Origin of the sequence: Kineococcus sp. TRM81007 (assembly GCF_022669155.1) — a bacterium.
GTDB lineage: Bacteria > Actinomycetota > Actinomycetes > Actinomycetales > Kineococcaceae > Kineococcus.
Genome location: NZ_JALBVB010000030.1, coordinates 24,278 through 44,501 on the forward strand (window position 1 = coordinate 24,278; position 20,224 = coordinate 44,501).

The window sequence follows — 20,224 nt, forward strand, 5'->3', positions numbered from 1 at the left end:
CTCAAGCGGGGGGCACCTGCCCCAGCCGGTCCCGCCCGGCGCGCTCGGCGGCCTGGAGGGCGCTGTCGGCGCTGGCGTACAGGTCGCGGGCGCTGCCGGCGTGCCGTGGCCCGCGGGCCAGCCCGGCGCTGACGGACAGCGGCACGCGCAGCCCGCCCGGCAGCACGTGGGGCTGCCCGCGCACGGCCTCGACGAGCGCCTCGGCGCGCTGCGCCGCCACCTCCTCGGGGCAGCCGGGCATGAGGACGGCGAGCTCGTCGCCGCCCATCCGGGCCACGACGTCCCCGGGGCGGCAGCGGGCGGTCAGGAGCGCGGCGACGTGGGCGAGGGCGGCGTCCCCGCCGAGGTGGCCGTGGGTGTCGTCGACCGCCTTGAACCGGTCGACGTCCACGACGACGAGCGCCACGCCGGCGCCGGGTGCGCCCACGGCCCGCTCCGCCGCGGCGTCCAGCACACGGCGGGTCACCAGGCCGGTGAGGGGGTCCACGTCGACCTGGTGCCGCAGCCGCTCCACCAGCCGCTCCTGGGTGACCGCGCCGTGCGCGAGGACCCCGGCGACGAGCAGCAGCAGCGTGGTCACGTACGCCAGGTCGGCGAGGGCGCGCTCGCGCGGCAGCAGCGTCAGGACGACGAGGGCCTCGGCGGCGACGGTGGCGGCGGTCACCAGGGCGGGGCCGCCCAGCCGCAGCTGGCCGGCCGCCCAGATGACGGGCACGCAGGAGAAGACCTGCCCGGTCAGCCCGGCGTCGGCGCTGAGGAGGTCCAGCCACACGACCGTGCCGGTGCCGGCCAGCGGGGCCAGCACCACCAGGTGCCCGGCGCGGCGCACCGGCAGCAGCAGCGCGCGGGGCCGCGGGGCCGGTCGCGGAGCCTGGTGCACGTCCCCGTACCGGCACCGCGGCGCCGACCTCAAGCTCCCTCGCCGGGACGGGGCCCGGTCAGGGCCGCCGGGTGCTCGGGTGCGGGGTCGCGGGCGAGCAGGCCGGCGAAGGCGTCCGCCTCCAGGGGGCGGGCGAAGTGGTAGCCCTGCCCGAAGCGCACCCCGAGCCGGCGGGCCTCCTCGGCCTGCGCGGCGGTCTCGATGCCCTCGGCGACGACGGCGAGGCCGAGGCTGGTCGCCAGCGCGGTGATGCCGGCGCGCAGGGAGCGGGCGGTGGCGTCGTCCGGCTCGACGAGCGAGCGGTCCAGCTTGAGCACCCCCACGGGGTAGCGGCGCAGGTAGCTCAGGGAGGTGTAGCCGACGCCGAAGTCGTCCAGGCTCACGCTCACCCCGGCGTCGACGAGGCGGTGCAGGCTGGTGCGGATCTCCTCGTCGTCGGGCAGCGCGTCGTGCTCGGTGATCTCCAGGTGCAGCTGCTGCGCGGGCACGCGGTGGGTGGTCAGCGCGTCCAGCACGCGCTCGGCCAGCTGCGGGTCGCACATGCTGCTGCGCCCCAGGTTCACGCTGACGCTCAGCCCGCGGTGGCCGGTCTCCTCCCAGCGCCGCAGCTGCGCCAGGGCCCGGTGCAGGACCAGTTCGTCGACGACGGCGCCCAGGCCCTCGTGCTCGGCCAGCCCGAGGAAGTCGTCCGGGGGGACGACCCCGCGCAGCGGGTGCCGCCAGCGGGCGAGGGCCTCGGCTCCGCTGACGCTCCCGTCGGCCAGGTCGACGACGGGCTGGTAGACGACGAACAGCTCACCGGCGGAGGCGTCGCCCTCGCGGAGCAGGGCCCGCAGGTCCTCGACGAGGGCGACGGCCGTCAGCGCCTCCTCGCGCAGGTCCGGCTGGAACAGCTGGGTGGTCGACTTGCCCGAGCGCTTGGCGGCGTACATGGCGATGTCGGCGTCGGCGAGCACGCGTTCGAGGTCGTCGCCGGGGGCGGCCTCGACGACGCCGATGCTGGCAGTGACGCTCAGCGCGCGGCCGCCGACGTCGACCGGGTCGCCGAGGACGCGCAGCGCAGCGCGCCCGACGGCCTCGACGTCGGGGAAGGAGTCCAGCAGGACGATGAACTCGTCGCCGCCGTGGCGGGCGACGACCCCGCGGTCCCCGACGGCCTCGCGCAGCCGGGTGGCGGTGGTGATCAGGAGGGTGTCGCCGCTGCTGTGCCCGTACCGGTCGTTGACGTGCTTGAAGTCGTCCAGGTCGATCCACACGACCATCCGCGACCCCGTCCCCGTCGCGCCGCTGCTCCCCGCGGTGCGGGCGTAGGCGCGGGTCAGGCCGCGGCGGTTGAGCAGGCCGGTCAGCGGGTCGTGCTCGGCGCCGCGCTCGGTCTCGCGCAGCACGGCGAGCGCGCGCAGCAGCACCGCGAGCGTCACCAGCGCGCTGACCGCCGTGAGCACCGCGACGTGCAGGCGCAGGCCCGCACCGAGCGCGTGCGCGCCGAGGAGCAGGACGGGCACCAGCGCGGTCGGCACGAGCAGCAGGAGCTGGTTGGAGGGCCGGCGCACGTGCCGCAGGGCGCGGGCCCCGCCCAGCGCGGTCATCGACGGGTGCAGCGCGGCGAGGCCGAACAGGAGCATGTTCGCCACGCCCAGCGCCTGGACGGGGTCGCCGCCCAGGGCGACCCGGTCGCCGGAGAGGGTGACCACCAGGTCGTAGGTCAGGCAGCCGAGGCCGCCGGCCACGATCAGGGCCATCGCGGGCAGGAGCCGGCTGCGCGAGTGCAGGACCCACAGCAGCGCCCCCAGCAGGAGCGCGTCGATGCCCGGTGCCAGCGCCAGCGACCACGGCATGGCCTCCTCCCGGTGGCGGTCCACGCCCTGCAGGAGGAGCTCGGCGCAGACCAGGCCGACGACCAGCGCGTGGACGGTCAGCTCCAGCGCGCCGCCGCGCTCGCGGGACCGGCGGGGGCCCGGGCGCCCGCCGCCGAGGAGCAGCGGCAGCGCGGCGGCGGCCACCAGCTGGGAGGCGAAGGTGGCGGTGGAGGTGACCGGGTCGTCGCCGCCGGTCAGCGCCGTGCCGGTGTTGCCTACGGCGACCAGCACGGCGAAGACGGTCACGAGCGCCCAGAGGAGCCGGCGCGCCGGCCGGCGGTGCAGGACGCCGGCGACGACGAGGGCGACGGCCAGCCAGTTCGTCACCAGCAGCAGCGGGAGGCGCGCTGCTGGTACGGCCAACGAGGTCAGGGTCGCGAGACCCAGCACTACCAGTTGAGTCTTCAACTTCATGGGTGCGCCGTCCCTCCCGTGCGGGCGGCGGCTCCGCGCGCCCGCGTCCCCCCGGGCCGGCCGGGCGTCTCCTGAGGGCATCGGTCCCGTGGTCGGCCGCCTTGACGGGCCGTCCGGGTGAGTCCGTCCCGGCCCGTCTCAGCCGCCCCGCCCAGCAGGTCCGGGTGCGCCACCACCACGTCCCGGAACGCCGCCGCCACCCGCGGCAGGTCCCCCTCGCGCCACACCAGCCCCACGGTGCGCGACGTGGACGGCCCGGTCAGGGGCAGCTCGACCCCGTCCGGGCGAGGGCTGGCGGGTGCGGGCGGCAGCGCGACCCCCGGCCCGGCGGCGACCAGCCCGCGCACGGTGTCGGCGTCCTGCCCCTCGAACGCCACCCGCGGCACGATCCCCGCCTCGGCGGCCTCCCGCAGCCCGTAGCCGTGCTCGAACAGCACGAGGTCCTCGCCGGCGACGTCGCCCAGGGCCAGTCGCTCGCGCCCCGCCAGCCGGTGGTCGGCGGGCACCGCCGGCACGAGGGGTTGCTCCAGCAGCGGGCGGGTGGGGGTGTGCGCCCGCCCGGGTGCGCGAGCGCAGACCTCGGCCCTCTGCACGTTCGGCTGCTACGCCGGCTCCAGCGTGCTGGGCTGGTTCGGTGGCGTGGTCCCGGGTGCCGACGGCTGGGCCGCCGTGGTGGCCGGGGTCCTCGCGCTGGCGGCCGCGGCGGCGCTGGTGGCCGTCCTGCTCCTGCGCCGGGGCGGCGCGGCGGGCAGCATGGGCGCGTGAGCGACGAGCGCGAACTGCGGCGGCTGCGGGACCTCGTGGCCGGCGGCGGCGTCGCGGTCCTGGCCGGTGCGGGCATGTCCACCGACTCCGGCATCCCCGACTACCGCGGCCCCGGCGGCTCCCTGAAGCGGCACACCCCCATGACGTACCAGGAGTTCACCGGGTCCGCGGAGGGCCGGCGCCGCTACTGGGGGCGCAGCCACGTCGGCTGGGAGCACTTCCGGCGCGCGCAGCCCAACGCCGGGCACCGTGCCGTGGCCGCCCTGGAGGCCGCCGGCCTGGTGGACGGCACGATCACCCAGAACGTCGACGGCCTCGACCTGGCCGCCGGCAGCCGGGACGTCGTGGAGATCCACGGCAACCTGGACCGCGTGGTGTGCCTGGAGTGCCGCGAGGTCACCGACCGCGCCGAGCTGGCGGTGCGGATGCGGGAGGCGAACCCCGGCTTCGACGCGCGCGTGCACGAGTTCCGCGCCCTGAACCCCGACGGCGACGCCGACCTCACCGACGAGCAGCTCCAGGGCTTCCGCACCGTGCCGTGCCGGCGCTGCGGTGCCGACGCCCTCAAGGCCGACGTCGTCTTCTTCGGCGAGACCGTGCCGCGCGAGCGGGTCGACGCGTCCTTCGCGCTGGTCGACGCCGCCCGCTCCCTGCTGGTGCTGGGTTCCTCCCTGACGGTGATGTCCGGCTACCGGTTCGTCCTGCACGCCGCGAAGCGCGGGATCCCCGTGGCGATCGTGAACTCCGGTCCCACCCGCGGCGACGCCAAGGCGGACGTGCGCGTCGACGCCCCGCTGGGCGAGGTGCTGCCGGCGCTGGCCGCCGAGCTGACCCCCGTGCGCTGAGGGGGCGGCGGTGCGCTGGTACGCGGACCTGCCCGCGGTGCGCGCCCGCCAGGTCACCGCCGACGCGGTGTGGCTGGTGCTCGTGGCCGCCTCGGTGCTGCTGGGCCGTGCCGTGGCCGCCGCCGTCTCCGCCCTCGCCGAACCCGCGCGGGGCTTCACCGGTGGGGCGCGCGACCTCGCCCGCCAGCTCGACGGGGCGGGGGAGAGCGCCGCGGACGTGCCGCTCGTCGGTGACGAGCTGGCTGGGCCGCTGCAGCGCGCCGCCGAGGGCGCCACGTCCCTGGCCGAGGCCGGCCAGCAGCAGGTGGACGCCGTGACCCAGCTGGCGACGGTGCTGGGCGTGGCGACCGCTGCGGTGCCGATCGTGCTGGTGACGCTGCTGCGCCTGGTGCCCCGCCGGCGCTGGCAGCGCCGCGCCGACGAGACCCGGCGCCTGGCCGCCACCGCGGGCGGGGAGCGGCTGCTGGCCCTGCGTGCCCTGCACACCCGCTCGGCGGCCGAGCTGCTGGACGTGCACCCGGACCCGGCGGGCGGGTGGGCGCGCGAGGACCCCGTCGCGGTGCGCGCCCTGGCGGACCTGCAGCTGCGCGCCGCCGGCCTGCGCCCCCGCGGCACCCCCCGCTGACGCCCGCTCACCCCTGCGTCGTCGACGACCGCACCCCGCCCTCCCCACGGTGATCATGCACGGTTGAACCCTCAACCATGCATGGTCACCGCGAGGGAGGGGGCGGGGTTGCCGTCAGAGCTGGTCGCGGCGCCTGTCGATGGCCTCCAGGACCGTCTTGCGGCCCTTCCCGAGCTCCTGCTCGGCCCTCTCGGCGCGGTCCAGCGCGTCGGCGCCGTCCATGCCCCGCACCCGCTGCGCGGCCTCGGCGGCGGTGAGGTCGATGAGCTCGGCGGCCGCGCGGGCGTGCTTCGCCGCGTCGGTGTTCGCGACGTGCTGCTCCTGCCCGCCGCGCTTGCGCTCGTCGGTGGCCCGCCTCTCCTCCTCGCTGAGCAGTTCCCACGCGGCGTCCGGCAGGTAGCGCTTCGTGCCGTCGCCGGTGCGGGCGTCCGCCGAGCCGTCGGCGGTGCGCCAGTCCTGCTCCGTCCACTCGCGCAGGTGCTGCTGCGACTCGCTGCGCTCGCCGGGGTGGCGGTACCCGCCGCCGTGCTCCTCGTACTCGTGCTTGAGCAGCTGGCTCTTGCGCGCGCTCCACCGCCCCGGCTCGCCGCCCTTGTCGCCGGCCTTGATCTCCTCCTTGAGCCGCTCGCGCAGCTCGGGTTCCGTGTAGTCCTCGCCGTAGTCCTCCGCCGACTTCCCGCTCATGCCCACCGGGTACCCATCGCGGGGGCCGGTGACGCGCTCAGCCCATCGTCTTCTGCCCGTCGAGGGACTCGCGCAGCACGTCGGCGTGCCCGGAGTGCTGCGCCGTCTCCGCCAGCACGTGCAGCAGCACCTGCCGCACCGTCCAGCGCGCGCCCGGCTCGAACCACGGCGCCGGCGGCAGCTCGTGCTCGGCGTCCAGGTCCGGCAGGGCGCGCACGACCTGCTCGGTGCGCCGGGCGACGGCCTCGTACGCGTCGAGCAGGTCGGCCAGGTGTTCGCCGGGTTCCATGCGGAACGCGCCGGCCCAGGAGTCCCCGTCGTCGCCGGCGACGGCGCGCGGGCCCTCCGTGATGAACCCGATCCAGCCCGCCTCGCACCCGGAGACGTGCTTGATCAACCCGCCCAGGCACAGCTCGCTGACGGTGGTGCGCCGGGCGGCCTGCTCGTCGGTGAGCCCGCGCACGGTGAAGCGCAGGAACTGCCGCTGCACCTCCAGGCCGCGCAGCAGGTCCTCGACCTCGCGGGCCGGGCCGGTGGATCCGGTGGTGGGGGTGGTCCCGGGGCTGTTCGTCGTCGTGGTCATGCCTCCACACTCGCGGTCGAAGGTGCCAGTTCCTGACCGCTTCCCGGACGAGTTCGGGCGGATCCCCGGAGGGCCCGTGTCCACCAGCGCCCGCACCCTGCAGCTGCTGTCCCTGCTGCAGTCGCACCGCCTCGTCGCCGGCGCCGAGCTGGCTGCCCGGCTGGAGGTGTCGCTGCGCACCCTGCGCCGCGACGTGGACCGCCTGCGCGAGCTGGGCTACCCCGTGCAGGCGCACCGCGGCGGCGCGGGCGGGTACCGGCTGCTGCCGGGGGCGAGCCTGCCGCCGCTCGTGCTGGACGACGACGAGGCCGTCGCCCTGGTGGTGGGCCTGCAGGCGGCCGCGGACAGCGCCGTGGCCGGCACCGCGGAGGCGTCGGTGCGGGCGCTGGCGAAGGTCACCGCCGTGCTGCCGGCCCGGTTGCGCCGCCGCACCGACGCGCTGGGGGAGGCGAGCGTGCCGGTGCGCTGGGGCGAACAGGTCGCCGGCGTGGACCCGGGCGTCCTCACGGCGCTCGCGCAGGCGTGCCGGGCCCGTGAGCGCGTGGGGTTCGAGCACACCGGGGCGTCCGGCACCCCGGCGCGGCGCTGCGCCGACCCGCACCGCCTCGTGCGCACCGACCCGCACTGGTACCTGCTGGCGCACGACGTGGACCGCCACGACTGGCGGGTCTTCCGCCTGGACCGGGTGCGCGACGTGCGGCCCACCGGGCGCGCGTTCGCCCCGCGCGAGGTCCCGGGCGGGGACGCGGCGGAGTTCGTGCGCCGCCGCTTCAGCGGCGCCTCGCCCCACCACGAGGTGCACGCGCTCGTCGACGCCCCGGCCGCCGCGGTCCGCCGGGCCGTCGGGCGGTGGGGGCGCGTCGAGGAGATCGGCCTGGACCGCTGCGAGCTGCGGGTGGCGACGGGGTCGCTGGACTGGGCGGCGTTCGCGCTGCTGCGCACCGGTGCGTCGTTCGAGGTCCTGGACCCGCCGGAGCTGCGCGAGCACCTCGCCGCCTGGGCCGCCCGCCTCACCCCTCGCGCGCCTGACCCCCCGCACGCCTCCCCACCACCACCCGCGGTGATCCTGCACGGTTGAGCGTTCACGAGCGCGGGATCACCGCGGGGATGGGGGACCTGTGGGCGACGGCGCGCTGGCGTCGGAGCGCGGGCGCCGGGCGCTAGCCTCGGGGCGTGACGAGCGCGACGATCGGCAGCACCACCACCTACGTGGTGGTCGACGGGGAGAACATCGACGCCACCCTGGGTGCGTCGATCCTGGAGGGGCGCCCCGCCCCCGAGCAGCGCCCCCGCTGGGAGCGCCTGCTGGACTTCGCCCGCACCACCCACCAGCAGCCCGCCAAGGGCCTGTTCTTCCTCAACGCCTCCTCCGGGTACCTGCCGATGTCGTTCGTGCAGGCCCTGCTGGCGCTGGGGTACCAGCCGATCCCGCTCTCCGGTGGCCCGGGCGAGAAGGTCGTCGACATCGGCATCCAGCGCACGCTGGAGGCGCTGGCCGGCCGCGAGGGCGACGTCCTCCTCGCCAGCCACGACGGCGACTTCCTGCCGCAGGTCGACGCCCTGCTGGACGGCACCCGCCGCGTGGGCCTGTTCGCGTTCCGCGAGTTCGTCAACAACCAGTACGCCGCCCTGTCCGAGCGCGGGCTGAAGGTCTACGACCTCGAGGACGACGTCCGCGCCTTCAACGTGGTCCTGCCGCGGGTGCGGATCATCTCCCTCGCCGACTTCGACCCGTTGCGCTACCTCTGACCCCTCCCGCTTGCCGTTCCGGCACGAGCGCTCGACCCCGCGGCCACCCCGGGGCGAACGTTCACGGCGGAGGTGGTCCGAGTGGACGAGCAGGTGGACGAGCAGGTGGACGAGCAGGTGCTGGAGCAGGACGGACGGGTCCTGGACGTGGTGGTCGTCGGCGGTGGCCCCGCCGGCCTGAGCGGGGCGGTGGCGCTGGCGCGCTCGCGCCGGCGGGTGGTCGTGGTGGACGCGGGGGAACCGCGCAACGCGCCCGCCGAGGGGGCGCACAACTACCTCAGCCGCGACGGCGTCGCGCCGCGCGAGCTGCTGGCGATCGGCCGGCGCGAGCTCGCCGGCTACGGCGGTGAGGTCGTCGACGGTGAGGTCGTCGCCGCCCGCCGGCTGGACGGCGGGGGGACGGAGCGCTTCGAGGTGGTCCTCGCCGACGGGCGCGCCCTGCGCTCGCGGGCGCTGCTGGTGACCACCGGCGTCACCGACGAGCTGCCGGACGTGCCGGGCCTGCGTCAGCGGTGGGGCCGCGACGTCCTGCACTGCCCGTACTGCCACGGCTGGGAGGTGCGCGAGCAGCCGATCGCCGTCCTCGCCACCAGCCCGCTGTCCTTCCACCAGGTGCTCCTGTGGCGCCAGCTCAGCGACGACGTCACCGTCGTCCTGCACGGCGCCGAGCCGTCCGATGAGCAGCGGGAGCGGCTCGCCGCGCGGGGGATCGCCGTCGTCGAGGGGCCGGCCACCGGCCTGCGCGTGGAGGGCGGCGCGCTCACCGGCGTGGAGCTGGCCGACGGCCACGTCGTGCCCGCCCGGGCGCTCGCCGTGGCCTCCCGACCCCTCGTGCGCGAGGGGTTCCTCACCGGCCTGGGCCTGGTGCCGGCGCCGGTGGAGGCGATGGGTGTCGTGATCGGCACCGCACTGCCGGCCGGGCCCGCCGGGGCGACGGACGTGCCCGGCCTGCGGGTGGCGGGCAACGTCGCCGAGCCGATGGCGCAGGTCGGTTCCTCCGCCGCGGCGGGCACGATGGCCGGCGCCGCCCTCAACGCCGAGCTCGCCGCCGAGGACGCCGACCGCGCCGTGGCCGCCCGCCGCGCCGGTCCCGCGGTCGTCGTCCCGCGCGCCGAGGCGGCCGGGGCGGAGCGGGTGCCCGGCCGCTGAACCCGGCCCGGGTGAACCCCTCCCGCCGGCGCGGGCCCGCCCGTACGGTGGCGGGTGTGCGGTGGTGGACCGGGCGAGAGGGCCGAGCCGGTACGCCGGTGACGCCGCTCCGGGGTTCCCCCGGGGACAGCACGACGACCACGGCAGGGCGCCGCAGGGACGTCGCTGCGCTGCGCGCAGGACGGTCCCCGCACGACGGGACGGGTCGCCCGGCACCACCGCACGCCCCCGCCGGGGCGGCCGCGTGAGCGCGGCCGTCGCCGCCGCCCTGGCGGCCGCCTTCCTCGACGCCCCGTGGGAGGCGCCGCAGCTGGCCGCCGCGGGACGGTGGGCGCTGGGCCTGCGCCGCGCCGCGTGGCTGGACCGGCTGGCCGCGGACGTCGTGGCGCAGCACCCCCGCCCGCCGTGCGACGCGCCGCGCGCCCTCACCGCGCTGCTGGTCGCGCACCCGGAGCTGGCCTCCGCGCAGGCGGTGGCCCGGCGGCGCGGCCGTCCGCTGCGGGTGCGGCACCTGGTGGCGGTGCCGGCGGCGATGGGCCGGGCCCGCTGGCCGGTGCCGCCCCTGGGCGGCGCCGCCGACCTGGCCGCCCTGCTGGAGGTGTCCCCGGGGGAGCTGGACTGGTTCGCGGACGTGCGCGGCTGGCAGCGGCGCGCCGAGGGCACCGCCCTGCACCACTACCGCGCGTCGTGGGTCGCCAAGCGCGGCGCCCCCCGGTTGCTGGAGGCGCCCAAGCCGCGCCTGCGCGCCCTGCAGCGCCGCCTGCTGCGCGAGGTGCTCGGCGCGGTGCCCGCCCCGCCGGTGGTGCACGGGTTCGTGCCGGGCCGCTCGGCGGTCACCGGCGCGCGCGAGCACTGCGGCGCGGCCGTCGTGGTGCGCGTGGACCTGACGGCCTTCTTCGCCTCCGTGGACGCCGCCCGCACCTACCGCGCGTTCCGCTCCCTGGGGTACCCGGAAGCCGTGGCGCACCTGCTGACGGGACTGACCACGCACGCCACCCCCGCCCGCGACCTGCGCGGCATGCCACCGGGCGGCGACGCCGACGAGCGGTTCGCGCTGCGGCACCGGCTGGCCGCCGCGCACCTGCCGCAGGGGGCGCCGACGTCACCGGCGCTGGCGAACCTGTGCGCGCGCTCCCTGGACCGGCGCCTGGCCGGCCTGGCCGCCGCGCTGGGCGCCCGCGTGACCCGCTACGCCGACGACGTGACGTTCAGCGGCGGTGAGGAGCTGGCCGCGGGGGCGCAGCGGCTGGTGCGGTGCGTCACCCGCGTCGCCGCCGACGAGGGCTTCACCGTGAACCCGGCGAAGACGACGGTGCGCGGGCGCGGTGAGCGCCAGCTCGTCACCGGCGTCGTCGTCAACGAGCGCCCGAACCCGGTGCGCTCGGAGTTCGACCGGCTCAAGGCGGTGCTGCACCGCTGCGCGGTCCACGGCCCGGCGTCGGTGGAGGCGCCCGGCGGGGTGGACCTGCGCTCGCACCTGGCCGGGCGCGTCGGCTGGGTGGAGGCGCTCAGCCCTTCGAGGGGGCGGCGGCTGCGGGAGTCGTTCGACGCGATCGCGTGGTGACGCCGAGGCGGCCGGTGCGGTGGGCCCAGCGCTCGAAGACGACGGTGAACAGCGGCGGGACCGAGGCGGCGAGCGCCAGCACGACCGTGCCGGGCCGCCACTTCAGCGTCCGCGCCGCCCAGAGGGCCGACAGGAGGTAGACGACGAAGGCGGCGCCGTGGATCGCGCCGGCGATCGGCACGCCTCCCTCGTGGGGGGTCTCGACCTTCAGGACCCGCTTGAGGAACATGGCGATCAGGAGCAGCGTCCAGGACACCGCCTCCACGAAGGCGATGACGCGGAACCAGCGGGCGGCGACGGGCACGGGTCTCCTCCTGGGCGACGGGGTCCTCGCTCAAGTCTGACGCGTCGTAGGAGGTGCCGGTGCCACCCGGGCCGTGGCATCGGTCACCCCGTCCCTCCCCGCGCGGGGTGCGGTCCGCCGGGCGCCTGCCTAGCGTGAGGGCGTGACGGACCTCTCCCTGCCCCCCGACAGCACCCTGCCCGCCGCCCGGGCCCGCATCAGCCTGTGGGGCGGTGGTCCCTGGGCGGACCCCGCCCGCCGCGACGAGGCGCGCGAGGCCGCCCGCGAGGTGGAGGCGCTGGGGTACTCCCGCATCTGGCTGTCCGGCGGCTTCGACCCCGGCCTGCACCCCGTCTTCGGCGAGCTGCTGGACGCGACCGAGGAGATCGGCGTGGCCAGCGGCATCGTCAGCGTCTACGCCGCCACCCCGGAGCAGACGGGGCAGGGCTTCGCCGACCTGGAGCGCCGCCACCCCGGCCGGTTCCTGCTGGGACTGGGCAACAGCCACGCCGTGGTCGTGGAGGGATCCGGCCAGGACTACTCGAAGCCGTACTCGCGCACGGTGGAGCACCTCGACGCCCTGGACGCCACCGGCTCGGTGCCGCGCGAGCGGCGGGCGCTGGCCGCGCTGGGCCCGCGGATGCTGCGCCTGGCCCGCGACCGCTCCCTGGGCGCCCACCCGTACTTCACCACCCCCGCGCACACCACGTACGCGCGCGAGGTCGTCGGCGACGGCGTGCTGCTGGCGCCGGAGGTCGCGGTCGTACTGGAGGACGACCCGGCGAAGGCGCGGGAGATCGCCCGCCGCTACGCCACCGGCTACCTGGCGCTGCCGAACTACACGAACAACCTGCGCCGCTTCGGCTACGGCGACGAGGACTTCGCCGACGGCGGCAGCGAGCGCCTGATCGACGAGCTGATCCCCTGGGGCGACACGGCCACGGTCGTCGCCGGTCTCGCCCGGCACGTGGACGCGGGCGCGGACGAGATCGCCGTGCAGGTGCTGACGGCCTCCGGCGACGAGTTCCCGCTGGGGCAGTGGGAGGAGCTGGCGCGCGCGCTCATCGGCTGAGGGGCGGCGGGGCCGCCGCTCAGTCGTGGGTGGCGGTCTCGTGGCCGCCGTGGCCGACGGGTTCGAGCTGGAACGTGGAGTGCTCCACGGCGATCGGGAAGTGCTCGGCCAGGCACGCCTGCAGCTGGTCGAGGATCGCCGGGGCGTGCCCGTCGTGGAAGCAGGTGTCGTCCAGGACGACGTGGGCGGACAGCACGGGCAGCCCGGAGGTGATCTGGCTGGCGTGCAGGTCGTGCACCGCCCGCACGTGCGGCAGCTCCAGCAGGTGCCGACGCACGTCGTCGAGGTCCAGGCCGGGGGGCGCGGCCTCCAGCAGCACGCCGGTGGTCTCGCGCAGCAGCTTCAGCGTGCGCGGCACGATGAGCAGGCCGATGAGCACCGAGACCACCGCGTCGGCGCGGGTCCACCCGGTGAGGGCGATGACGGCGGCGGCGACGAGGACGGCGACGGAGCCGAGCGCGTCGTTGACGACCTCCAGGACGGCCGCGCGCACGTTGACGTTCCCGGCGCCCTCGCCGCGCAGCAGGAGCGCGAGGGCGGCGAGGTTGCCGAGCAGGCCGACGGCGCCGAAGACGAGCATCGCGGTGGAGGAGACCTGCGGCGGTTCCACCAGCCGCTGCACGCCCTCGACGAGCACGAAGGTGCCGACGGCCAGCAGCGCCGCGGCCTGCAGCGTGGCGGCGAGGACCTCGGCGCGCCGGTAGCCCCAGGTGCGGCGCGGGCTCGCCGGGCGGGTGGCGAGGGTCGCGGCGATGAGCGCGATGACGAGGCCGGCGACGTCGGTGAGCACGTGCCCGGCGTCGGCCAGCAGCGCGAGGCTGCCGGAGACCCAGGCGCCGACGGCCTCGGCGACGAGGACCGCGCTGGTGATCGCCAGGGCCCCGGCGAGCCGGCGGCGGTTCTGCTCCGCGTGTCCGTGTCCGTGTCCGTGGCCCGCGCTCACGGGGTGACCTCGCGGGTGGCCGGGCCCGTGGTGGCGGTCTCGCCCGGGTCCGCGCACAGCGTCCCCTGCACGGCGAGCACGACCCCGACGAGGTCGTCCAGGGCGTGGCGCAGGCGCGGGTCGGCCAGCTCGTAGCGCACCCGGCGCCCCTCGGGCTCGGAGACGACCAGGCCGCAGCCGCGCAGGCACGCGAGGTGGTTGGACAGGCTCTGCCGGGACACGCCCAGGGTCCCGGCGAGCTCCGCCGGGTAGCCGGGGGCCTCGCGCAGGGCGAGGAGCAGCCGCGCCCGGGTCGGGTCCGACAGCGCGTGGCCGAAGCGGGAGAGCACCTGCGCGTGTGTGCTGGTCACGCCCTGACGATACAGACGTCGATGTACCGACATGGTGCCTGTGCCTGGGTCCCTCGACCCGCTCCGGGACGTGGCCGGTGCCCGGCTGCGGCCCCGCGGCACCCCCACCCGCCCGGGCGCCTCCCGGGCCGCGACCTTCCCTGACCGAGCGGCCGGGTTCAGTCGAGACTGTCGGCCTGCTCGTCCAGCTCGTCCGGGGACAGGGCCGGGCGGCCACCGAGCCGCTGCACCGTGGACCCCGCGGCGGCCGTCGCCCACCGCACCGCCCGTTCGACCTCCTCACCGCGCAGCAGCGCCACCGCCAGCGCGGCGGTGAAGGAGTCGCCGCCGCCGGTGGGGTCGGCCACGTCGACGTCGGTCAGCGGCACCAGTTCCCCCCCGCCCTCCCACGCCGCGGCGTTGCCGGCGGAGCCGGCCTCCAGCACCACCAAGCGCGGGCCGCGCCCCACGAGCTCGCTCGCGGCCGCGAGCACGTCGTCCGGCCCGTCGAGCGAGCGCCCCAGGAACAGCTCGGCCTCCTGCGCGTCGGCGCGCAGCACGGTCGCGGTGGACAGCACCTGCTCGCGCAGCGCGGTGTCCTGCGCGGCCCCGTCGACGACGACGAACCGACCGGCTCCGCGGGCGATCCGCAGCGCCGCGGCGACCGCCTCCGCCGGTTGCTGCAGCTGCACCAGCACCGCCGCCGACCGCCGCAGCAGCCCCGAGGCGGCCTCCACGTCGGCTGCCGTCAGCAGCACATCAGGGGGCACGTCCTCCAGCAGCCGCCGTTCACCACCGGCGACGACGTCCACCAGCAGCGCCGTCGCGGCCCCCTCGCGCCGCACCACGGCCCGCACGTCCAGCCCGTCGCGGCGCGCCTGCGCCAGGACCTCCTCGCCGGCGGCGTCGTCGCCGACGACCCCGACGAGGGCGGCGGGCATCCCCAGCTGTGCGGCGGCCACGGCCTGGTTCGCACCCTTGCCGCCGAGGACCTCGCGGCGCTCGCGGACGTGCGTGGATCCGCCGGCACCGGGCACCCTGTCCACGGCCAGCGCCAGGTCGCGGCCCACCTGGCCCACGACGACCACGACCCCCTCGACGACGCCCGTGGTGGTTCCTGCGCTGGTGCGTCCGGGGGTCACGGCCCGAGCGTCGCAGCGCCGGTGGCGCCCCGCACCCCGTAGCCGGCTTCCCCCAGCCCTGCGAACCGCCCCGCGGCCCGCTCAGCCGGCCGGCTGGGCTCCGTCCTCGTCCGGCGCCTGCCGGCACAGGCAGAACGGGTGCCCGCTGGGGTCGGCGTACACCCGGAACCCCAGGTGGTCGCGGCCGGCGTCCAGCACGGTGGCCCCCAGGGCGAGGGCCCGCGCCTCCGGCTCGTCGTAGTCGTCGACGTCCAGGTCGAGGTGCAGCTGCTGGTGCACGCCGCCGCCGGGCCAGGTCGGGCGCGGCACCCCCGGGGCGCGCTGGAAGCCCAGCGCCGTCCCGCCCTCACCGCGCACGGTCACCCAGTCGTCGGAGGTGTCCTCCGGGTCCAGCCGCCAGCCCAGCAGCTGCGCGTAGAAGTCCGCCAGCGCTCGCGGGTCGGGGGTGTCGAGCACCACCATCCCCAGCCGCACCGCCGGGCGCGGCCCGCCACCGCCGGTCCCGTTCCCCGTCCGGCTCGTCCCGGTCGCGCTCACGGTTCCCTCCTCGTCGTCGTCCCCACGTCCCGTCCTGGCCCCTCGGTCCCGGCGCCCCGGTCACTCGCCGTCGGCGAGGACGAAGGGGTGCACCCGCGCGGCCCCGGCCAGGCGCAGCTCGCGCGCCGCGACGGCGAGCGTCCACCCGGTGCGGGTGCGGTCGTCGACGAGCAGCACGGCGCGGCCCTCCACCGGTGCGCCCGGCGGCAGCCGGAACCGGCCGGTCACCTGCGCCAGCCGGTGCGCGGAGTTCACGTCGCTGCGGGTGGGACCGGCTCCGGGGTGCAGCTCGAACGTCGCCAGCAGCGGCAGCCCCGTGTAGCGCGCCAGCCCCTCGGCGAGGTGGGCCACCAGGTGCGGCCGCGACGCCGAGCTCATCGCCACCACGCCGTCCAGGCCCAGCTCGCGGGCCCAGTCGTCGAGCACGGCGGCGGCGGCGCGGCGCAGCGGCACGGGCGTCTCCTGGTCCGGTGCCGCGGCGGCGAACAGCTCACGCACGGCGCCCCCCCAGCCGAGGTCGGTGGTGCGCGCCACCGCGCGGCCCACCTCGGGACGCTCCTCCGCCGCGATCTTCCCGGACAGCGGCACCCCGAGCGCGGCCATGCCGCTGGGCCACAGCTTCTTCGGCTCCAGCGGCACACCCGGCCGGGTCAGGTCCTCCCCGGCGGCCCGGACGGCGTCCTCGTCGAGGTCCCGCGGCACGTCGAAGCCGCCGCAGTTGTCGCAGCGCCCGCACGGAGCGGCCTCCGCGTCGTCCAGCGCCCGCCGCAGGAACTCCAGCCGGCACCCGCCGGTGGCCTCGTAGTCGAGCATCGCCTGCTGCTCCACGGCTCGCGTCTCCGACACCCGCGCGTACCGCTCCGCGTCGTAGGCCCACTCGCGGCCGGTGGCCTCCCAGCCCCCGCGCACCCGGCGCACCGCGCCGTCCACGTCGAGGACCTTGAGCATCATCTCCAGGCGGTTGCGCCGCAGGTCCACCTGCGCCTCCAGCGCCTGGGTGGACAGCGGCCGGCCCGCCTCGGCGAGCGCGGCCAGCGCCCGGCGCACGTCCTGCTCACCCGGGAAGCCCAGTGAGGCGAAGTGGCGCCACACGTCGCGGTCCTCCGCCCCCGGCAGCAGGACCACCCGGGCGTCGGCGATGCCGCGTCCCGCGCGCCCCACCTGCTGGTAGTAGGCGATGGGCGAGGAGGGGGCGCCCAGGTGCACGACGAAGCCGAGGTCGGGCTTGTCGAAGCCCATGCCCAGCGCGCTGGTCGCCACGAGCACCTTGACGCGGTCGTTGACCAGGTCGTCCTCGGCCCGCAGCCGCTCCGCCGGGTCGGTCTGCCCCGTGTAGGCGACCGCCTCCAGGCCGTGCGCGCGCAGGTGGTTCGCGACGTCGGCGGCGGCGGCGACCGTGAGCACGTAGACGATGCCGGAGCCGGGCAGCTGCGGCAGGTGCTGCACCAGCCACGCCAGCCGGTGCGCGTGGCCGGGCAGGCGCAGCACCGCCAGCCGCAGCGACTCCCGGTCCAGGGAGCCGCGCAGCACCAGCACGTCCTCGAGCGTGCGGGTGCCGCTGACCGACAGCTGCTCGGCGACGTCGGCGGTGACGCGCGCGTTGGCGGTCGCCGTGGTCGCCAGCACGGGGATGCCCTCCGGCAGGTCCGCCAGCAGCGTGCGGATGCGGCGGTAGTCGGGCCGGAAGTCGTGGCCCCAGTCGGACACGCAGTGCGCCTCGTCGACGACCAGCAGGCCGGTCGTGGCGGCCAGCGGCGGCAGCACCTCGTCGCGGAAGCCGGGGTTGTTCAGCCGTTCGGGGGAGACCAGCAGCACGTCGACAGCGCCGGCGCGCACGTCCTCGAAGACGCGGCCCCACTCCTCGCCGTTCGTGGAGTTCACCGTGACCGCCCGCACCCCGGCCCGCTCGGCGGCCGCGATCTGGTTGCGCATCAGCGCCAGCAGCGGCGAGACGATCACCGTCGGCCCGGCACCGCGCGCCCGCAGCAGGGCGGTGGCCACGAAGTACACCGCGGACTTGCCCCAGCCGGTGCGCTGCACCACCAGCGCGCGCCGCCGCCCGGCGACGAGCGCCTCGATCGCCGTCCACTGGTCCTCGCGCAACCGCGCGTCCGGGTCGCCGACGAGGCGGCGCAGGACGTCCTCCGCCTCCTCGCGCAGGTCCAGGGTGTCGGGGGCGGTGGTGTCCGGGGCTGCTGCTGGCACGGGCGGGATGCTGCCAGCCCCCTCCGACACGGTGCTCCGGGCGCCCGCGCGGCGGCCCTGCGCCGCGCGGGCGCCGCGCGTACTGAGAAGCTGTGGCCATGCGCGTCGACCACGTCGGCTACGCCGCCGGTCCCGAGGGTCTGCAGGGAACGGCCCGGCGGCTCGCGGCCCTGCTCGGGGTGCGCGTGGTCGACGGCGGCCCGCACCCCCGCTTCGGCACGCGCAACGTGGTCCTGCCGCTGTCGGAGGGCGCGTACGTCGAGGTGGTCGAGGTGCTGGACCACCCGGTGGCGGAGAAGGCCGTCTTCGGCCAGGCCGTGCGCAGCCGATCGGAGGCGGGTGGCGGCTGGTTCACGTGGGCGGTCACGGTGGACGACCTGGACGCCTACGAGCGGCGGCTGGGCGAGCGGGCCGAGGAGGGGGCGCGGCGCCGGCCCGACGGGGTGGAGCTGCGCTGGCGGCAGATCGGCGCGCCGGGCCTGCGCGAGGACCCGCAGCTCCCGCTGCTCATCGAGTGGGACGGCCCCCTCACGCAGCACCCCTCCGCCATCGCCCTGGCGGGCGGTACGCGCCTGGCCGGCCTGACCATCGCCGGCGACCCCGCGCACGTGCGCCGCTGGATGGGCCTGACGCCGGAGTACGTGAGCGGGCGGATCGCCTTCGAGTGGCTCGACGCGGACTCCCCCGGACAGCCGGGCCTGCGCTCGGTCACCTTCGAGACGCCCCGCGGGGCGGTGCGGATCTGAGCACCGTGGCCGACTGGTTGCCCGAGTGGGCGCCCTCGCTGACGGCGTCCGCGATCGTCCTGCTCGTCGTGGACCTGATCGTCCGCCTGACCGCGATCGCGGTCGTCCCCGTCAACCGCCGGCCGAGCTCGGCGCTGGCGTGGCTGCTCGCGATCTTCTTCATCCCCTACCTGGGGGTGCTCGCCTTCCTGGTCATCGGCAACCCGAAGCTGCCGCGGGCCCGGCGTCGCAAGCAGCGCGAGATCAACCAGCTGATCCTGGACTCCACGCGCGGCATGGATCTGGTGAGCACCGAGCCCCCGTGGCCGCCGTGGCTGAGCGGGATCGTGGAGCTGAACCGCAACCTGGGGTCGATGCCGCTGGTCGGGGGCAACACCGCCGAGCTGGTCGGGGAGTACGAGGAGTCGATCCGCGCGATGGCCCGCTCCGTCGACGCGGCCACCCGCTACGTCCACGTCGAGTTCTACATCATGACCCTGGACCCCACGAGCGAGCCGCTCTTCGAGGCGTTGAGGCGGGCGGCCGAGCGCGGTGTCCGGGTGCGGGTGCTCATCGACCACCTCGGCGCCATCCGCTACCCGGGGTACCGGCGCACCGCGCGCTTCCTGGAGCGGTGCGGCATCGAGTGGCACCCGATGCTGCCGGTGCAGCTGCACAAGCTGAAGTACCAGCGCCCGGACCTGCGAAACCACCGCAAGCTGCTGGTGGTGGACGGTGACGTCGCCTGGCTCGGCTCGCAGAACGTGCTGGACCGCAGCTACAACAAGCGCGGCAACATCCGGCGGGGGCTGCAGTGGCAGGACCTCATGGTCCGGTTGGAGGGTCCCGTCGTCTCCGGCGTCGACGCGATCTTCATCACCGACTGGTACTCCGAGACCGACGAGCTGCTGGACACGGAGATCTCGGAGGTGTCCCCGCAGGAGATGCCCGGCCGGCTGGAGTGCCAGGTCGTCCCCAGCGGGCCGGGCTTCGAGGGGGAGAACAACCTCAAGCTGTTCAACGCGCTGCTGTACTCGGCGCAGCGGCGCATCTCGATCACGAGCCCGTACTTCGTGCCGGACGAGTCGATGCTCAACGCCATCACCACGGCCGCCGAGCGCGGGGTGGACGTGGAGCTGTTCGTCTCCGAGCACGGCGACCAGGCGCTGGTGCACTACGCGGAGTGCTCGTACTACGAGAACCTGCTGCGCGCCGGCGTGCGCATCCACCGCTACCCCGCGCCGTACGTGCTGCACGCGAAGCACATGACCGTGGACGAGGACGTGGCCGTGATCGGCTCCTCCAACATGGACATGCGCTCGTTCCTGCTGGACCTGGAGCTCACGCTCATGGTCTGCGGACGCACCTTCGCCGACGACCTGCGCCGGGTCGAGGACGCGTACCGGGAGCGCTGCACCGAGCTGACGCTGCAGCAGTGGCTGGCCCGCTCACGCGGTCACGTGATCAAGGAGAACCTGGCGCGGCTCACGTCCGCCCTCCAGTGATCACGGTCGCCGGTGCGCGGCGCCACCGGACGTGCTGGTCGCGATTTGACCGGTTGGTGGGGTGTCGTTAACGTGGTGGTCACACCGCGCGGCGGGGAGGAACGGACGGGTGACCGGCCGGTTCTCGTGGCGGGTGTCACTCCCTTCTTGTTGATGATCTTCTGCTGGGTGCTCAGGTGTGCCTGGTGGTGGTCGATGGGTGGGGGTTGCTCGCTTCGGCCGGTCGGATCGCTCCGGGGGCTGGGGTAGGGTGGTGAAGCCGAAAAGCGCAGGTGGTGCCGCTCCTGGTGGGGTGGTGTTCCTGGTGCGTCCGGTTCTTGAGAACTCAACAGTGTGCCAAGTGTTGATGCCAAATCAATCAACCCC

The 20,224-nt window shown here is 76.3% G+C and carries 21 protein-coding genes; 10 read left to right on the plus strand and 11 right to left on the minus strand.

The features are described 5' to 3' along the window. Position 1: 1 nt before the first annotated feature. From MN205_RS02795 to MN205_RS02805, 3 genes are read right to left on the minus strand one after another with little or no spacing between them, the layout of a single operon-like run. On the minus strand, positions 2 to 880 hold the full coding sequence (locus MN205_RS02795) for a GGDEF domain-containing protein (protein ID WP_242124105.1): 879 nt from the start codon (positions 878 to 880) through the stop codon (positions 2 to 4). A 29-nt stretch (positions 881 to 909) separates the two neighbouring features. Continuing rightward, the gene (locus MN205_RS02800) at positions 910 to 3,153 is read right to left on the minus strand and encodes a bifunctional diguanylate cyclase/phosphodiesterase (RefSeq protein WP_242124107.1); all 2,244 of its coding nucleotides are present in this window, start codon (positions 3,151 to 3,153) and stop codon (positions 910 to 912) included. Then, positions 3,150 to 3,746 (minus strand): LysR substrate-binding domain-containing protein, encoded by a 597-nt coding sequence (locus MN205_RS02805; RefSeq protein ID WP_242124109.1) that lies wholly within the window; start codon positions 3,744 to 3,746, stop codon positions 3,150 to 3,152. Before MN205_RS02805 ends, MN205_RS02800 begins: the two co-directional genes overlap by 4 nt. A 25-nt stretch (positions 3,747 to 3,771) precedes the next feature. Between MN205_RS02805 and MN205_RS02810 the strand changes: the two genes are divergently transcribed. The 3 genes from MN205_RS02810 to MN205_RS02820 are packed head-to-tail and all read left to right on the plus strand — an operon-like array spanning position 3,772 to position 5,388. Then, entirely contained in the window at positions 3,772 to 3,918 is a 147-nt protein-coding gene (locus MN205_RS02810; RefSeq protein ID WP_242124111.1) for a hypothetical protein, read from the plus strand. After that, the gene (locus MN205_RS02815; protein WP_242124113.1) at positions 3,915 to 4,763 is read left to right on the plus strand and encodes an NAD-dependent protein deacetylase; all 849 of its coding nucleotides are present in this window, start codon (positions 3,915 to 3,917) and stop codon (positions 4,761 to 4,763) included. Before MN205_RS02810 ends, MN205_RS02815 begins: the two co-directional genes overlap by 4 nt. A gap of 10 nt (positions 4,764 to 4,773) precedes the next feature. Next, positions 4,774 to 5,388, plus strand: coding sequence for a hypothetical protein (locus MN205_RS02820; protein WP_242124116.1), 615 nt, complete (start codon positions 4,774 to 4,776; stop codon positions 5,386 to 5,388). Between the two features lie 114 nt (positions 5,389 to 5,502). On the opposite strand, the gene MN205_RS02825 is transcribed toward MN205_RS02820, so the two are convergent. Continuing rightward, positions 5,503 to 6,072, minus strand: a complete 570-nt coding sequence (locus MN205_RS02825) for a hypothetical protein (RefSeq protein WP_242124118.1) — start codon at positions 6,070 to 6,072, stop codon at positions 5,503 to 5,505. Positions 6,073 to 6,109: 37 nt separating this feature from the next. Further along, a complete protein-coding gene (locus MN205_RS02830; RefSeq protein WP_242124120.1) occupies positions 6,110 to 6,655 on the minus strand; it encodes a DinB family protein in 546 nt (181 codons plus the stop codon). Positions 6,656 to 6,731: 76 nt separating this feature from the next. On the opposite strand from MN205_RS02830, the gene MN205_RS02835 reads away from it, so the two are divergent. From MN205_RS02835 to MN205_RS02850, 4 genes are all read left to right on the plus strand, one after another. Beyond that, the gene (locus tag MN205_RS02835; RefSeq protein WP_242124121.1) at positions 6,732 to 7,733 is read left to right on the plus strand and encodes a YafY family protein; all 1,002 of its coding nucleotides are present in this window, start codon (positions 6,732 to 6,734) and stop codon (positions 7,731 to 7,733) included. Between the two features lie 95 nt (positions 7,734 to 7,828). Beyond that, positions 7,829 to 8,404, plus strand: a complete 576-nt coding sequence (locus MN205_RS02840) for an NYN domain-containing protein (protein ID WP_242124123.1) — start codon at positions 7,829 to 7,831, stop codon at positions 8,402 to 8,404. A gap of 120 nt (positions 8,405 to 8,524) precedes the next feature. Beyond that, positions 8,525 to 9,553: an NAD(P)/FAD-dependent oxidoreductase gene (locus MN205_RS02845; protein ID WP_374115819.1), complete on the plus strand. Its 1,029-nt coding sequence runs from the start codon at positions 8,525 to 8,527 to the stop codon at positions 9,551 to 9,553. Between the two features lie 244 nt (positions 9,554 to 9,797). Continuing rightward, positions 9,798 to 11,117 (plus strand): reverse transcriptase family protein, encoded by a 1,320-nt coding sequence (locus tag MN205_RS02850; protein ID WP_242124128.1) that lies wholly within the window; start codon positions 9,798 to 9,800, stop codon positions 11,115 to 11,117. On the opposite strand, the gene MN205_RS02855 is transcribed toward MN205_RS02850, so the two are convergent. Then, positions 11,062 to 11,421, minus strand: a complete 360-nt coding sequence (locus MN205_RS02855; protein ID WP_242124129.1) for a DUF3817 domain-containing protein — start codon at positions 11,419 to 11,421, stop codon at positions 11,062 to 11,064. The two genes, MN205_RS02850 and MN205_RS02855, sit on opposite strands and share 56 nt — an antisense overlap. Positions 11,422 to 11,563: 142 nt before the next feature. Here MN205_RS02855 and MN205_RS02860 point away from each other — a divergent pair, with 142 nt between their 5' ends. Further along, positions 11,564 to 12,472, plus strand: a complete 909-nt coding sequence (locus MN205_RS02860) for a TIGR03620 family F420-dependent LLM class oxidoreductase (RefSeq protein ID WP_242124131.1) — start codon at positions 11,564 to 11,566, stop codon at positions 12,470 to 12,472. A gap of 19 nt (positions 12,473 to 12,491) precedes the next feature. Here the strand turns inward: MN205_RS02860 and MN205_RS02865 are convergent, their stop codons facing one another. From MN205_RS02865 to MN205_RS02885, 5 genes are all read right to left on the minus strand, one after another. Then, entirely contained in the window at positions 12,492 to 13,415 is a 924-nt protein-coding gene (locus MN205_RS02865; RefSeq protein ID WP_242124133.1) for a cation diffusion facilitator family transporter, read from the minus strand. Continuing rightward, complete coding sequence (locus MN205_RS02870; RefSeq protein ID WP_242124135.1) at positions 13,412 to 13,798, minus strand: helix-turn-helix transcriptional regulator; 387 nt, start codon at positions 13,796 to 13,798, stop codon at positions 13,412 to 13,414. Before MN205_RS02870 ends, MN205_RS02865 begins: the two co-directional genes overlap by 4 nt. Before the next feature lie 125 nt (positions 13,799 to 13,923). After that, positions 13,924 to 14,886, minus strand: coding sequence for a PfkB family carbohydrate kinase (locus MN205_RS02875; RefSeq protein WP_242124137.1), 963 nt, complete (start codon positions 14,884 to 14,886; stop codon positions 13,924 to 13,926). Positions 14,887 to 14,967: 81 nt separating this feature from the next. Further along, a complete protein-coding gene (locus MN205_RS02880) occupies positions 14,968 to 15,348 on the minus strand; it encodes a VOC family protein (protein ID WP_255817720.1) in 381 nt (126 codons plus the stop codon). 135 nt (positions 15,349 to 15,483) lie between these two features. Beyond that, entirely contained in the window at positions 15,484 to 17,628 is a 2,145-nt protein-coding gene (locus MN205_RS02885; RefSeq protein ID WP_242124141.1) for a RecQ family ATP-dependent DNA helicase, read from the minus strand. Positions 17,629 to 17,726: 98 nt separating this feature from the next. On the opposite strand from MN205_RS02885, the gene MN205_RS02890 reads away from it, so the two are divergent. Continuing rightward, a complete protein-coding gene (locus MN205_RS02890) occupies positions 17,727 to 18,374 on the plus strand; it encodes a VOC family protein (protein WP_242124143.1) in 648 nt (215 codons plus the stop codon). Positions 18,375 to 18,379: 5 nt separating this feature from the next. Continuing rightward, complete coding sequence (cls, locus tag MN205_RS02895; protein WP_242124145.1) at positions 18,380 to 19,858, plus strand: cardiolipin synthase; 1,479 nt, start codon at positions 18,380 to 18,382, stop codon at positions 19,856 to 19,858. Positions 19,859 to 20,224: the final 366 nt, after the last annotated feature.

Coding starts and splice junctions, on each gene's coding strand:
- MN205_RS02800 (WP_242124107.1), bottom strand. CDS start 3,153: ATGAAGTTGAAGACTCAACTGGTAGTGCTGGGTCTCGCGACCCTGACC.
- MN205_RS02825 (WP_242124118.1), bottom strand. CDS start 6,072: ATGAGCGGGAAGTCGGCGGAGGACTACGGCGAGGACTACACGGAACCC.
- MN205_RS02830 (WP_242124120.1), bottom strand. CDS start 6,655: ATGACCACGACGACGAACAGCCCCGGGACCACCCCCACCACCGGATCC.
- MN205_RS02870 (WP_242124135.1), bottom strand. CDS start 13,798: ATGTCGGTACATCGACGTCTGTATCGTCAGGGCGTGACCAGCACACAC.
- MN205_RS02880 (WP_255817720.1), bottom strand. CDS start 15,348: ATGGTGGTGCTCGACACCCCCGACCCGCGAGCGCTGGCGGACTTCTAC.
- MN205_RS02890 (WP_242124143.1), top strand. CDS start 17,727: ATGCGCGTCGACCACGTCGGCTACGCCGCCGGTCCCGAGGGTCTGCAG.